At 45.5% G+C, this 14,915-nt stretch carries 11 protein-coding genes and 1 pseudogene; 9 read left to right on the forward strand and 3 right to left on the reverse strand.

Features of this window, described 5'->3' with window-relative positions; translation table 11 throughout:
• Window positions 1-81: 81 nt before the first annotated feature.
• Together ACZ5ZC_RS14465 and ACZ5ZC_RS14470 are read right to left on the reverse strand one after the other, a co-directional pair.
• Window positions 82-1,614, reverse strand: coding sequence for an aldehyde dehydrogenase (NADP(+)) (locus ACZ5ZC_RS14465; protein WP_464932140.1), 1,533 nt, complete (start codon window positions 1,612-1,614; stop codon window positions 82-84).
• Window positions 1,615-1,635: 21 nt separating this feature from the next.
• The gene (locus tag ACZ5ZC_RS14470; protein WP_005389764.1) at window positions 1,636-2,637 is read right to left on the reverse strand and encodes a 4-hydroxyproline epimerase; all 1,002 of its coding nucleotides are present in this window, start codon (window positions 2,635-2,637) and stop codon (window positions 1,636-1,638) included.
• Window positions 2,638-2,746: 109 nt separating this feature from the next.
• On the opposite strand from ACZ5ZC_RS14470, the gene ACZ5ZC_RS14475 reads away from it, so the two are divergent.
• From ACZ5ZC_RS14475 to ACZ5ZC_RS14505, 7 genes and pseudogenes are all read left to right on the forward strand, one after another.
• Window positions 2,747-4,003, forward strand: coding sequence for an NAD(P)/FAD-dependent oxidoreductase (locus tag ACZ5ZC_RS14475; RefSeq protein WP_464932020.1), 1,257 nt, complete (start codon window positions 2,747-2,749; stop codon window positions 4,001-4,003).
• A gap of 124 nt (window positions 4,004-4,127) precedes the next feature.
• Window positions 4,128-5,200: pseudogene (locus ACZ5ZC_RS14480) on the forward strand (ABC transporter substrate-binding protein).
• A gap of 87 nt (window positions 5,201-5,287) precedes the next feature.
• On the forward strand, window positions 5,288-6,262 hold the full coding sequence (gene lhpI / locus ACZ5ZC_RS14485; RefSeq protein WP_464932141.1) for a bifunctional Delta(1)-pyrroline-2-carboxylate/Delta(1)-piperideine-2-carboxylate reductase: 975 nt from the start codon (window positions 5,288-5,290) through the stop codon (window positions 6,260-6,262).
• Between the two features lie 56 nt (window positions 6,263-6,318).
• A complete protein-coding gene (locus ACZ5ZC_RS14490) occupies window positions 6,319-7,233 on the forward strand; it encodes a dihydrodipicolinate synthase family protein (protein WP_054867358.1) in 915 nt (304 codons plus the stop codon).
• 73 nt (window positions 7,234-7,306) lie between these two features.
• A complete protein-coding gene (locus ACZ5ZC_RS14495) occupies window positions 7,307-8,428 on the forward strand; it encodes an ABC transporter ATP-binding protein (RefSeq protein ID WP_114322417.1) in 1,122 nt (373 codons plus the stop codon).
• Window positions 8,425-9,705: an ABC transporter permease gene (locus ACZ5ZC_RS14500; protein ID WP_464932021.1), complete on the forward strand. Its 1,281-nt coding sequence runs from the start codon at window positions 8,425-8,427 to the stop codon at window positions 9,703-9,705. Before ACZ5ZC_RS14495 ends, ACZ5ZC_RS14500 begins: the two co-directional genes overlap by 4 nt.
• Window positions 9,706-9,707: 2 nt before the next feature.
• On the forward strand, window positions 9,708-10,556 hold the full coding sequence (locus ACZ5ZC_RS14505; RefSeq protein ID WP_074191226.1) for an ABC transporter permease: 849 nt from the start codon (window positions 9,708-9,710) through the stop codon (window positions 10,554-10,556).
• A 120-nt stretch (window positions 10,557-10,676) separates the two neighbouring features.
• Here the strand turns inward: ACZ5ZC_RS14505 and ACZ5ZC_RS14510 are convergent, their stop codons facing one another.
• Complete coding sequence (locus ACZ5ZC_RS14510) at window positions 10,677-11,111, reverse strand: hypothetical protein (protein ID WP_199803895.1); 435 nt, start codon at window positions 11,109-11,111, stop codon at window positions 10,677-10,679.
• Window positions 11,112-11,556: 445 nt separating this feature from the next.
• Between ACZ5ZC_RS14510 and ACZ5ZC_RS14515 the strand changes: the two genes are divergently transcribed.
• Together ACZ5ZC_RS14515 and ACZ5ZC_RS14520 are read left to right on the forward strand one after the other, a co-directional pair.
• Window positions 11,557-12,090 (forward strand): hypothetical protein, encoded by a 534-nt coding sequence (locus ACZ5ZC_RS14515; RefSeq protein ID WP_012841894.1) that lies wholly within the window; start codon window positions 11,557-11,559, stop codon window positions 12,088-12,090.
• 350 nt (window positions 12,091-12,440) lie between these two features.
• Entirely contained in the window at window positions 12,441-14,885 is a 2,445-nt protein-coding gene (locus ACZ5ZC_RS14520) for a collagenase (RefSeq protein ID WP_464932022.1), read from the forward strand.
• The last annotated feature ends 30 nt before the right edge of the window (window positions 14,886-14,915 follow it).

Genomic DNA, 14,915 nt, shown 5'->3' on the forward strand with positions numbered 1-14,915 from the left:
AACCAACTAGGAAAGAAGGTTTTGAGAAGTAGAGTGAAATAAAAGGCATCAGTTGATGCCTTTTTGAGCCATTTGGTGATCTTATTGGGACACACTGCCATCTATGGCGCGTTGAATACCCAGTGGGTTCGACGCTTTTAATGAATCCGGCAATAAAGATTCTGGCAAAGCTTGATAAGCGACCGGACGCAACCAACGATGAATAGCCTCCGCACCGACAGATGTTGAGGCAGAATTGGTTGAAGCCGGATATGGTCCGCCATGAACCATAGCGTAACCAACCTCGACGCCAGTTGGCCAACCGTTGAATACAAGGCGTCCGGCGATTTCTTCCAAACTAAGAAGCAGTTGCTTGACTTGTTCTTCGTCTTCAGCGGTAGCGTGGAGGGTTGCGGTGAGCGATCCAGTCAGTGAATCACTCAGTTTCAACATGTCATCGAAATCTTCACAGATTACGATTAACGATTGAGGACCGAATATTTCTTCCTCCCATTGCGGGTTTTTACGCCAATTTTTACTGTCCGTCACGAACAGTGCTGGTGCGACATTGGTCACTTCTGCTTGTTCAGAGCGAGTGACGTTAATGCCTGTTTCGGAAGCTCGCTTATCCACTTCGGATTCATATGTTTCTCGGATTCCTTGCGTTAGCAAAGTGGCCGTTGATTGTTGTCGAATTAACCCTTGAGCGGTTTCGATAAAGGCTTGCGTTTCTGGGCTATTCAAGACAAATACAACGCCTGGTTTTGTACAAAATTGTCCACAGCCCAAAGTCATAGAAGCCACAAACTCTTCAGCCAATGATGCGTTTGCTCGTATGGCTGAAGGGAGAATAAATGTTGGGTTAATCGCCCCTAGTTCGCCATAGAAGGGGATTGGCTCTGGTCTTTGCTGAGCTAGGTTAAACAGCGCACGGCCACCACCGACTGAGCCTGTAAACCCGACCCCTTTAATTTTTGGATGGGTAACGAGTGCCTGGCCAAGTGCGCGTTTGTTGCCTTGCAATAGCGTGAAGATGGCTTGCGGTAAGCACTCTTTCTCAAGTGCAGCCTCAATACACTCAGCAACAAGTTGACTGGTGCCAGGGTGGGCGGTATGGCCTTTTACAATCACAGGACAGCCAGCCGCAAGTGCCGAAGCCGTATCACCACCTGCAGTGGAAAATGCGAGCGGAAAATTAGACGCACCAAACACGGCGACAGGGCCAATTGCGATTTGCTGACGGCGAATATCTGGTTTTGGCAGTGGTTGACGGTCTGGGTTTGGCGTATCGAAAATTGCTTGATGGTGATTGCCCGAGCTCACGACCTCGGCAAATAGTCGTAATTGGTTCGCGGTACGTCCTATTTCACCGCTTAAACGTGCTTCGGGAAGGGCAGTTTCCAAATGAGCACGAGCAACGATTTCTTCACTCTTCACTTCCAATTCAGAGGCGATAGAGCAAAGTAAGCTCGCTCGCTTTGCATTGCTTAGTTGGCGAAACTCACGCGCAACGCTTTGGGCGGCTGAGGCCGCTTGATTAACTTCTTGCTTTCCATGTACCGGAAACGCTGTGGGTAGAGGCTCACCAGTAAAGGCGTTGACTGCGTAAAAAGTGGTTGGTTCTTGTGGGTTCATCATTCTTCCTTACTATCCTTATTACTTCACTTCAAATCCGTACGCATATGGGTCTTCATCGTCTACCCATATCGTGTTGTGACCGTATACTTGTGCCCATCCTTCAATGCTTGGTAAAATAGCGGCTTTGCCATTCACTTCGGTAATGCCTTCTATACGTCCTTGAAATAGGCTGCCGATGATACTTTCGTGAACAAAGTCTTCCCCTTGATTGAGTTTGCCTCTTGCATGCCATTGCGCCATGCGTGCACTTGTTCCCGTACCACATGGCGAGCGATCCAACGCTTTGTCACCGTAAAACACAGCATTTCGAGCGGTGGCGTTTTCTTGAGTAGGCTCTCCGGTCCATAGCACGTGCGAAACACCGCACACTGTTGGATCTTCTGGATGTACGCACTCAACCGCTCGAGATACCGCTTCGCGAACTTTTGGAGAAAGCATCAAAATTTCATCTGGAGAGTAGTGTTCAAGTCCGGCGTAGTTTTCTTGAGGATCGACGATTACGTAATAGTTTCCGCCATAAGCAACATCGACAGTGAGCTCACCTAAGCCCTCTATGTCCACGGTTACGTCTTGGTGGGCAAGGTAAGCTGGTACGTTAAATATCTTTACCGACGTGACCTTGTCACCTTTTGTTTGGTAGTGCACTTCGATTTGTCCTGCTGGGACATCAAGTATCAAACGACCTTCTTTTTTGGGAGTGATAAGGCGATTCTCGATAGCGGTGGTGACGGTTCCAATGGTGCCGTGGCCACACATTGGTAAGCAGCCACTGGTTTCAATAAACAGAATAGAAGCGTCTGCGTTATCACTGCAAGGAGGCAAGACAACTGACCCCGACATCATTGAGTGGCCGCGAGGCTCAAACATGAGTGCCTGGCGAATCCAATCATAATGCTCAAGAAAGTATTGGCGCTTTTCGCTCATGGTATTGCCTTCGAGTGGAGGCACACCGCCTGCTACCAGCCTAACTGGGTTGCCGCAGGTGTGGGCATCAATACAGAAAAAAGTTCCTTGTCTCATTTTTCGCTCCTTGCTGAAAAAATGGTTGAATTAAACAATAGTGATGTTAACGTAATGTAAAATATATTGTATACAATCTACATTTTCAAGTGTGACTCGGAGCATATTTATGTTGGTCAAGGATGAAACTAAAAAGGAAAGGATCGCTGTGATAGGTGCGGGGATTATTGGCTTATCAATTGGCTTGAAATTACAGCAGCAAGGTTATCAAGTCACGATTTTTGATCCCAATGGCGTGGGGAATGGATGCTCTAAGGGAAATGCAGGTCATATCGCGACTGAGCAAATCTTCCCTCTTGCAACGCCAGCGCTGCTTCCACAATTACCTAAAATTCTGCTAGATCCCAAAAGTCCGGTTTCGATCCGTTGGCAAGATATGCCAAACACAATCGGGTGGATGATTCGTTTTCTATTACAAACAAAGCCATCAGCTGCGGAGCGGGCAAAAAACGCGATTAAGAGTCTTAACGAGCGGTCAGTGGCAAGTTGGCGTGGCGTGCTTGATTCAATCGGAAAAGCACATCTAATAAAAATGAATGGTTCATTGCTCACTTTTGAAAACGAGAAACTGTTTCAGAATTATCAAAGTACGCTTAACTCACTGGCTAAAAACGGTGTGGCGTATCAAGTTTGGACGCAAGAGGCGATTCGAAAGCGGATACCTGATCTCAGCCATAAGGTTCGTGTCGGAGTCTTTTTTCCCGAAACAGGTCATACGCTAGACCCTTATCAGCTCTGTGCTGAGCTAAGTGAAGCCTTTGAAGTTCTTGGCGGTAAGGTTTTACAAAAAGGTGTATCTGCGTTGGCGAAAAATGGCGATGTGCTGGTTGAGTCTCAAACACATTCATTTGACCGAATCATTGTTGCCGCAGGTGTACATTCTAAGCCTTTGATACGGCAACTAACCGGAGTCAAAGTGCCTATTCAAGCCGAGCGTGGTTATCACCTAATGGTGGATGACAAGCGTGATGTATTGCCATTTCCTATTAGCTCTGCCGATAGAAAATTCATCATGACTCCTATGTCAGGTGGGTTACGCTTGGCAGGCACTGTTGAGTATGCCGATGTAGAGTCACCACCCAATATGAAACGTTCAGAAATGCTTTTTCAGTTAGGTGATGAGATGTTTGAATCGGGGTTACATCCACTCAAGCAAGGAGAAAAGTGGATGGGGAATCGGCCTTCAACAGTCGACTCGTTACCGGTTATTGATAGCATTTGGGATGGAAATGTATTACTGGCATTTGGTCACCAGCACCTTGGATTAACTCAAGCGGCGATTACGGCAGATCTCCTTTTAGAGCTTATCGAAGGAAAGCCGACATCGATTGATCTTTCACCTCTTTCACTACAACGATTTGCCTGAAAAATTTAATATTAAATATTGTATAAAATATATTAAATGTTAATGTTAACTTAATTTTAACAAAAACTGGTGTCCAACAGCCGTACTCGGATGCCTCCAGAAAAACAACCAAAAGGAGTAATACATGTCACGAATGACCAAAGCACCATTGGCACTGTTGATTTCAGGAATGCTGTTGGGGACTTTTGCTTATGCTGAAGACAAATTGACGGTCGTATCTTGGGGTGGTGCATTCACCAAGAGCCAAGTGGAGGCATATCACAAGCCTTTCATTAAAAAACAGGTGTTGAGATCGTATCCGAGGATTTCAGTGGCGGATTAGCCGAAATTAAAGCGCAGGTGGAAGCGAACAACGTGCGCTGGGATTTGGTGTCTCTCGACAAGCCGGACATTGTTCGTGGTTGTGCAGAAGGGCTATTAGAACCAGTGAGCCCAAGTATTTTGCCTCCGGGCGCAGATGGAACACCAGCACAAGAGGATTTCATTGATGGTGCGATTCACGAGTGCGCAATCAATACCATCGTTGTGTCCACAGTATTAGCGGTGAACGAAGACGCGTTTAAAGGTCAGGCTTTGCCAAGCAAGTTGACCGATCTTTTTGACCTAAAAACTTTTCCAGGTCGACGTGCATTGCAAAAACAACCTCAGGGCAATCTTGAGTGGGCACTATTGGCTGATGGTGTAAAGCCAGAAGAGGTCTACAGCCTGCTCGAAACCGAAGCGGGGCGTGAGCGTGCTTTTGCTAAGTTGGATACGATCAAATCAGAAGTGCTGTGGTGGACAACTGGTGCCCAGCCACCTCAAATGCTTGCAGACAAAGAAGTGGTGATCGCCTCGGCGTTTAACGGCCGAATTCACAATGCCCGTAAAGATGAAGGTCAACCATTTCGGATTATATGGGACCGTCAAATGGGTTACATGAATGGATGGGCGATACCTAAAGGGAGTGAGAACACAAAGCTTGCATTGGACTTCATCGCTTTTTCTTCAGGAACAAAACCATTAGCTGATCAAGCTAAGTACGTTGCCTATGGGCCTACGCGTAAATCGTCTTCGGCGGAGGTGAACCCAGACATTTTAGCGAACCTTCCTACCGCACCTCAAAACTTCCAAACCGCCTTCCTGATTTACGATGAATGGTGGTCAGACTACGCGGATGAACTAAATGAAGAGTTTAATACTTGGCTGCTTAACTAGGTGTTAATTTGTGTATGGGCCCGAGTTTTCATCCATAAGCTAGGTTCCGTACTTTTCCTCAACTGTATTTATGTTTTCGGAGAAATGATGAAAGTCATCGAAGCACAGCAAGTCGCGCAATGTTTAACAATGAAGTCTCTTATTGAAACGATGCGTGAAATGTACTCGCGGCCAGCGACAATACCTCAACGCCGAGTTATGCCCTTAGAAGAGGGAGAATATGAGGCGTTTGCGCTACTTCCTGCTTGGAACCAGGAGTTGATTGCGGTGAAAGCCTTTACGTATTTCCCGCATAACCCTGAGCACGGCAAAGATACGCTTGCATCTAAGCTGCTTGTTTTCAGACGAAACGATGGTGAGCCGCTCGCACTCGTGGACGGTAAAGTTTTAACGTTTTGGCGCACCGCCGCAGCTTCTGCGTTGGCAGCGGACTATTTAGCGCGTCCCGATGCTGATCGTCTGTTGATCTGCGGAACGGGCAATCTTGCGCCTTATTTTGCGTGGGCATACGCTGCGGTTCGCCCACTTAAGCAGGTTTATATTTGGGGGCGTAACTCAGACAAAGCCGAGGCGACGGTAGATGCCATTGTGTCATCTTCAGAGTATCAGTCGCTTCCTGATGAGCGTCGGTTTCGCGTTTCAGTCGTAGAAAAAGTGGACCACGTTATCAAACACGTTGACATCATCAGCTGTATTACCGCATCAGCAGAGCCTTTGTTTAATGGCGCAGACGTGCCGCCGGGAACCCATATTGATTTGGTCGGTAATCATGACTTGGACAAGCGTGAATGCGACTCTGAAGCAGTGCAACGAGCGCAGGTGTATGTCGATAGCCGCATTAACGTATTAGCCGAAGCGGGTGATCTTCTCATTCCAATTCAAGAGGGTGTGTTCACTTCAGAGGATATCAAAGGGGAATTACCGCAGCTTTGCGCCCAACAAATCTCAGGACGTCAAAACGATGAGGTCATTACTTTATACAAATCAGTTGGCAGTGCTTTGGCTGATTTGGCCGCTGTAAAGGCGGTGTTGTTAGAAAATGGCATAGATAGCCATGCCTGAGCATTTTTGCTCGTTTATTTAAATTGCATACAATATACACATAAGGAAAGTAGTTCATGAAAATTGATTGGAAAGGTGTTTATCCGGCGGTCAGTACGCAATTTCGTCAAGATCAGTCAATCGACTTAGACGCAACGCAAACGGTTATAGACAACCAGATTAAAGATGGTGTGAATGGCATTATCTGCTTGGGTACCGTCGGTGAGAACTGCGCGTTGTACCCGGAGGAGAAACGCCAGGTCTTGCAAGCGGCAAACGAAGTCGTAAATGGCCGTGTGCCTTTGATTGCTGGTACAGCAGAGTCTATTACCACAGCAGCTGTTGATTACATGCAGGATGCGTACAAAATTGGTATCGATGGTTGTATGGTGATGCCTGCCATGGTTTACCGCACGTCTGAGAGCGAAACGTTCGAATATTACCGCACGCTAGCAAAAGCAACGCCAGAAATGCCAATCATGATTTACAACAACCCGGTTGCTTATGGTGTCGATGTAAATCTCGATATCATGGCGAAACTGGCTGAGTTTGAAAGCATTGTAGCTATTAAAGAGTCGACCACTGATACTCGTCGTATCACTGAGCTTTACAATAAATTTGATGACCGCTTTACCGTGTTCAGTGGTGTTGATGACATCGCTCTTGAATCATTGATGCTAGGCGCGACCGGCTGGATTTCTGGTTTAACCAACGCATTCCCAGAAGAGTCCGTCGCGATTTATAAACTGGCAAGCCAAGGTCGTTATGCTGAAGCGTTAGAAATCTACCGTTGGTTCTTACCGCTACTGCGTTTAGACACCATTCCTACGCTGGTTCAGTGCATTAAACTGGCCGAGCAAATCTGCGGACGTGGATCTGAACAAGTTCGTGCGCCACGCCAACTTTTACAAGATGAAGAGCGTCAACAAGTCATTCAAATGGTTGAACATGCGTTAGAAACCCGCTTAGACCTATCCAAATACAATCTGTAATTGTGCTGTTTAGTAGAGCGTTAACTGACGCTCTACTCATTCGTAATATTCAAAAAATGAGAAGAGGGAAGTCATGAGCACGGAAAACAAGGACTATGTCAGCTTTCAACACGTTAAGAAAACCTACGATGGCACGAATTTGGTGGTGAAAGACTTCAACTTAGATATTGCTCCTGGAGAGTTCGTTACTATGTTGGGGCCGTCAGGATCGGGCAAGACCACTTGCTTAATGATGCTAGCGGGCTTTGAAACAGCGACCGGTGGAGACATTTATATCGATGGCGTTCCCGTTAATCATCTCGCGCCACACAAGCGCGATATCGGTATGGTGTTTCAAAACTATGCGTTGTTTCCACATATGACCATTGCCGAGAATCTTGCGTTTCCTTTAAAGGTGCGAAAACTCGACAGTGACACGATTCAAAGCAAAGTTCAGAGTGTATTAGAAATGGTCGAGCTTGAGCATGTTGCGACTCGATACCCGAAGCAGTTATCAGGCGGTCAACAACAACGTGTTGCGCTAGCGCGAGCATTAGTGTTTGAGCCTAAACTCGTGTTGATGGATGAACCGCTAGGCGCATTAGATAAGCAGCTGCGTGAGCAAATGCAGATGGAAATTAAACATTTGCATGAAAAGCTTGGCATCACCATTTTGTATGTGACGCACGATCAAGACGAAGCTCTCACTATGTCCGACCGTATTGCGGTTTTTAATCACGGCGAAGTGCAACAACTCGCGACACCAACCGAGCTTTATGAATCTCCGAGTAATACGTTTGTTGCGCAGTTTATCGGAGAAAACAACCGACTCTCAGGTTTAGTCAAAGAGTGGAACGGAAAGTATTGCCAAGTGCTCGTTGGGAAAGAGTTATTTACTGCGAAACCTGTCAGAGTCTCTGAGCAAGGGCAGAGTACAACACTTTCCATTCGACCAGAAAAGATTGTTATTCAACCAGAGAAAGCGTCTTGTGAGAACCAAGTCTCAGGCGTCCTACGAGAATTGATTTATCACGGTGATCATTACCGTCTGGTCGTCGAAGTAGAGAGCGTTGGTCACTTCATCGTTAAAGTACCTAACGATAATCGTAAACACTTGCAATTAACGCCTGGCTCAATTTGTCGTATTGGTTGGCAAAGTGACAATTGCCATGCTCTTGATGGGACACAAACTCAAAGTAGCGAGGTAGCAGCATGAGTCGAGAGCTAACCGCATTAGATTCTGTATTGGAAATCGAACGTCAAGTTCATCAACAAGAAACCAATCTGAAAGCGCAGTTGCAAAAGGCAGAGCGCCGAAAAAAGCTTCGCTCCATTATGCTCACAACGCCATTGGTGTGTTTTATTCTGCTTACGTTTGCTTTTCCTATCCTCGACATGCTTTATCGAAGCGTGGATAACCGAGAAATATCCCAGTCACTACCACAAACTATTCAAGCCTTAGAAAGTTGGGATTATCAAGGTCATCCTCATCAAGAAGTCATTGAGGCATTCTCTGTTGAAGTACTTGCGCTTTATCAAAGCAAAGAGCTACCGAAAATAGCCAGCCGAATGAATATTGAAGTGTCTGGTATGCGCAGCTTATTGATGAAAACAGGTAGAAAGTTGTCTCGTTTGGCGTCGCTGCCGAGCTCGGTGACACAGCTGGCTAAGCTGGATAAGCGATGGGCTAATCCTAAATATTGGGCGGCGTTAAAGAATCTTAGTGGCGCATTAACATTCAGTCATTATCTTGCTGCTCTAGACTTGCAAGTGAATGAGTTTGGAGACATTGAGCCCCAACCAGAAAAACGCCAAATATACGTCGACCTTTTCTTTAAAACTTTTTGGATGTCTATTTCAATCACCTTAATTTGTTTGGTGATGGCGTACCCCGTTGCTTACCTGCTTGCCAATTTACCTGATAAGCGCGCGAACTTACTTTTAATCATTGTGCTGCTGCCATTTTGGACGTCATTATTAGTCAGAACCACGTCTTGGATTGTTCTGCTGCAAAACCAAGGGGTCATTAATGATCTCCTTATTTGGTCGGGTTTTACTTCCGAACGAATTCAGATGATTCACAATACCTTCGGAACGGTGGTGTCTATGGTTCACATTCTGCTGCCGTTTATGATCCTGCCTCTGTACAGCGTAATGAAAGGAATTAGCCCAACTTATTTCCGTGCCGCTCGTTCTCTAGGCGCGACGCCTTTCATTGCGTTCATCAAAGTTTATATGCCGCTTACGTTACCGGGGATAGGTGCGGGGGCCTTGCTCACTTTCATTCTTTCTATTGGTTTCTACATTACGCCCGCTTTGGTTGGTGGAAGAAGCGGACAGATGATATCCAATATGATTGCCTATCATATGCAGACATCACTGAACTGGGGGATGGCTGGCGCATTGGGTGGACTGCTTTTGTTCGTTGTACTGGTTCTGTTTTATATATTCAACCGTGTGGTTGGCATGAATAACCTTAAGGTAGGAGGATAACCATGGCATTACCAAACTATGCATCAAAAGTAGAGCGAGTCGCTTACGCAGGCTACTTAGTTTTTTGTGGGTTGGTGCTGTTCTTTTTAATCGCTCCGATTCTGACCATCATCCCGTTATCGTTTAATGCAACGCCTTACTTTACTTTTACCGAGGGGATGCTAAACCTTGATTCGGCAGCGTATTCTACTCGCTGGTATCAAGAAATGTTTACTAGTGATCAGTGGCTGTTGGCGCTGAAAAACAGCACGTTCATTGCTTTTATGGCGACACTCGTTGCAACAGGGCTAGGAACTCTGGCGGCGTTGGGTTTAGCCAGTAGTAATTTGCCTTTTCGCAATACGATTATGGCGCTGTTGATCTCACCTATGATCGTACCAGTCATTATCTCTGCTGCTGCGATGTACTTTTTCTACACACGCCTTGGCTTATCACAAACTTATCTAGGCATCATTTTGGCACACGCCGCGTTAGGTACGCCTTTTGTTGTCATTACCGTTACTGCGACCTTAAGCGGCTTTGATCATAGCCTGGTAAAAGCGGCGGCTAGCTTAGGAGCAAACCCTGTTTATACTTTCAGACACATTACCTTTCCGCTGATTCGTCCGGGGATGATTTCTGGCGGCTTGTTTGCCTTTGGCACCTCGTTCGACGAGGTTGTGGTGGCGTTATTCCTGACTGGGGCAGAACAAAAAACCGTTCCGAGGCAGATGTGGTCAGGAATTCGAGAGCAAATTAGTCCGACCATATTGGCGGTCGCTACGTTGCTGATTTTTATGTCGGTGTGTTTGCTCGTGACTTTAGAAGTTCTACGTAGGCGTAATGTACGCATTCGAGGCATTCAAGAATAACCAAACTTTTTCTTTGTTGCTCGCTATGCACTTTTGTTTAGGGGCTCCTCAATTTTTGACCAAATGCGCCTCATTGTAGGCGCTTGTCTTTTGTGTTTATCGTCAGCGATGACTGACATGTCACTCTTGTAGCTTAATGCCAGCCTGCTCGAAACGTGCCAAAGGCGACTTGTTCGATTGCTGATACCAACTAGCTGGCATGTTTGGTTTAAGTCGGGCTTTTTCTTCCTTGCTAATCACAACATAGTGTAAAAACGCATCAAGTGTGGTTCCCATCACGTCAAACGTCATTTCCCCATCTTTGCTGATGGTTTTCAATAATCCAACGACGGCTTCCTCAGGGACTAACGGTTCAACCACCGCGTTTTTTCGCTCTTTTATTGATGTTGAAGCGGGCAGTCTTGCACGTGCCGTCTCCCAGCAAGCTTTGTTGGTTTTACTGACAAGGTTGTGCTTGTAGCAGTAGTAACTGAATAAAAAGCGTGGCAGGTTTTGCCAGCGTTCGGCTTGGACTTCTAACCAAAGGTGTTGTAGCTCGATATCAGCGTCGGTCATAAATATTATGCTAGGTTACCAGAGTAGTGGCATTCTAACGTTTCATCAGTAACCCCGTCTATGATCAGCATAGTCCGATGTAGTATGTTGAAATTTTGGTTCTCAATGAAATAGTGGCTTTTCATTACTGTAAATAGTGAGTGTTTTGTCCAATCTCTGACATTGATATTTGACTTTGGTAGTAGAGTGTGAACGTTTTTGTTTTTATAGTGTCAATTTTATACCGTTACATACTTGGGATTGCCTTTTCTAAAATAAATACTTTTATCAAAGTAACTGTGTGATTTTCATTCAAATAGTTGGTGGTTCTAAGTGATGAAAATTCTGTTTATTACGTTACAATCGAGATTAGGTAGTAATGTGTAGCGTGCTGACGAAAACCTCGCGTCTTCTATCTTGCTTTTTGTGTGCTACTTTTTAGTAAGTATCTTTTGGGTGGATTTTTATGTTTGGAGTTAAAAGAAATGCTGCTATATCTGGCTTGTATCAAGCAAGTGAGTTAAAAGCAAAGCTGTTCTCCAAGGAGTTGGAAATCTTAAGACTTAGGGCTGAGTCTGAGTTTAATAAAGTGCTCGATGAGTTACTAAGAATTAAAGATAACAATACCAGACTACGTGAAAGTGGACTTATTGATAAGCTCGAGCAAGAAAAGTCTAAGTGGAACAGCGGTCAGCTTAAAGATATCGAACAGCGCATAAGTAACGTTGAGCTCTTTATCAAGGATTGTGTTTTATATATCAGCAACATTGAAACCCAATTCGCTAAAGATAGCGACTCAGGGTATGGTGAATTGAGTTGCCGTGCTCTTGAAGATGAATTGGAAACACTGTCTTTTAGTAAGATCCTTAACGCATCAGCGCATGAGTACTTTTATAATTCTAAAGAGTATGAAATGTACCTTGAAAACACACCAAATACCGAATTTTTGCACGCGTTAAAAGAACAAATTACCGCACTCTTCGACCACAAAGCAGCCTAGAACCTACAGAGTATTAGCCCATTGTCCGATTCCTTCTTTAGGGGCTTTGATTCGCGAATTTTTACCGACCCGCTTTGGAGTATACCTAGCCATTTAACGTGCTGGGTATACCCGTTTAACTACACGTTTCTTCTCTAGCTCATCTCTATTTTTTAACAAATACGAATTTTTAAAGCTCACTCCGTGTTCCTTCTGGTACCAAAAACTGATACCACCACACCCAGTTGTTAACAAAATGTTTCTACTTGTCTTGCGAGTAGATTATATGGAGATGCTCTTGCAGTAATAAGGGCAGTGGCGATGCAAAAGACGTAATGCATCTAAGGAAAACTCAATATAGAAGAAATTAGATGGAACTGAAGATTTTGAGTGTCGCGATTGCGACAACATTAACCAGCACTGGCGTATTTGCGTTAAGCGAGCCAGTTTCTCAAGTTACAGAGCAACATGCACATTCGGCTCATACACACGGTGTTGAATCCAATCGAGTTGAATACCAACCAACCGCAACTCTCCCAATTCAGCCCTCTAAGGCAACTCGAGTACAGTCACTTGAAAGCCTTGATGAGTCGAGCACTGCTTGTGATTTGGAGGCATTGATTACCGAAAGTAGTAACCAATTGATCAGCGAAATTTTAAGTCAGGGCGCGACGTGTGTGAACCAGTTATTCTCTGCTGAAAGTCGGATTCAAGAGTCGGTATTTAGCTCCGATCATATGTACAACATCGCTAAGCACACTACGACATTGGCGAAGGGGTATACGGGTGGCGGGAGCGATGAACTCGAAACGTTGTTCTTATACTTACGCGCGGGTTATTACGCCGAGTTTTACAATGACAACATCTCATTTATTGAATGGGTCACACCAGCGGTGAAAGAATCAGTGGATGCGTTTGTTAATAACGCAAACTTCTACGAGAACAGCGACCGTCACGGCAAAGTGCTTAGTGAGGTCATCATCACTATGGATAGTGCCGGCTTGCAGCACGCGTACTTACCGCAAGTGACCCAGTGGCTTACACGTTGGAATGATCAATACGCCCAGCACTGGTATATGCGCAATGCGGTTAATGGTGTTTTCACTATTTTGTTTGGTGGGCAGTGGAACGAGCAATTTGTGCAAGTAATTGGTAACCAAACAGACCTTGCCAAAGCTTTAGGCGATTTTGCTCTAAGGGCGTCATCAATCGGTGCTGAAGATGAGTTTATGGCCGCGAATGCGGGGCGAGAGCTCGGGCGTCTGACCAAGTATACGGGTAACGCGAGTTCTGTGGTGAAGAGTCAGCTAAGTAGAATCTTTGAACAGTATGAAATGTATGGTCGGGGTGACGCGGTTTGGCTTGCGGCGGCGGACACCGCCTCATATTACGCAGATTGTAGTGAGTTCGGAATTTGTAATTTCGAAACTGAGCTAAAAGGCTTGGTGCTATCGCAAACTTATATTTGTAGCCCGACAATCCGAATTTTGTCTCAGAATATGACGCAAGAGCAACACGTGGCCGCATGTTCTAAAATGGGCTACGAAGAGGGTTACTTTCATCAGTCATTAGAAACTGGTGAACAGCCAGTAAAAGATGACTACAACACTCAGCTCCAAGTCAATATCTTCGATTCAAGCACTGATTATGGTAAGTACGCAGGGCCAATCTTCGATATTAGTACTGACAATGGCGGTATGTACTTGGAGGGCGACCCTTCCCAGCCGGGGAATATTCCCAACTTTATTGCTTATGAAGCCTCTTATGCGAACGCGGATCACTTTGTCTGGAACCTAGAGCACGAATACGTGCATTACTTAGATGGTCGATTTGATCTCTATGGAGGGTTTAGTCATCCAACTGAAAAAATAGTGTGGTGGAGTGAAGGCATTGCAGAGTATGTCGCTCAAGAAAATGACAACCAAGCAGCACTTGAGACGATTTTAGACGGCTCGACGTATACCTTAAGTGAGATTTTCGAGACTACTTATGATGGGTTTGATGTCGATCGAATTTATCGTTGGGGGTACTTAGCTGTACGTTTTATGTTTGAAAATCATAAAGATGACGTAAACCAAATGCTGGTGGAAACACGCCAAGGGAATTGGAGCAATTACAAAGCAACGATCACCCAATGGGCGAATTTATATCAAAGTGAGTTTGAGCAGTGGCAGCAAGCCCTTGTCTCAAATGGTGCACCTAATGCAGTCATAACCGCAAACAACAAGGGGAAAGTCGGTGAAAGCATTACATTTAGCAGTGAAAACAGTACAGACCCAAACGGGAAGATCGTCAGCGTCTTATGGGACTTCGGTGATGGCTCGACAAGTGCACAAACCAAGCCGACGCACCAATATGGGAGTGAAGGGGAGTATTCGGTCAGCTTAAGTGTGACAGACAGTGAAGGCTTGACGGCAACCGCCACTCATACTGTTGTTATCTCAGCGTTGGGCGGTAATGACACATTGCCACAAGACTGCGCGGTGCAAAGTAAAGTAAGCGGTGGGCGCTTAACAGCAGGAGAACCAGTTTGCTTGGTAAATCAACAAACCATTTGGCTGAGCGTACCAGCGGTGAATGAGAGCTCAAACCTGGCGATAACGACGGGGAATGGTACGGGCAACCTAAAGCTTGAATACAGTAACTCTGGTTGGCCGGATGATACTAATCTTCACGGATGGTCAGATAATATTGGTAATGGAGAGTGTATTACGTTGTCAAATCAGAGTAACTACTGGGGCTACGTTAAAGTCTCTGGTGACTTTGAGAATGCCGCCATCGTCGTTGATTTTGATGTTCAGAAGTGTCGTCAGTAGGGCAATTTAACTACGTCATTTAAACTAAGT

The organism is Vibrio sp. JCM 18905 (genome assembly GCF_055393305.1).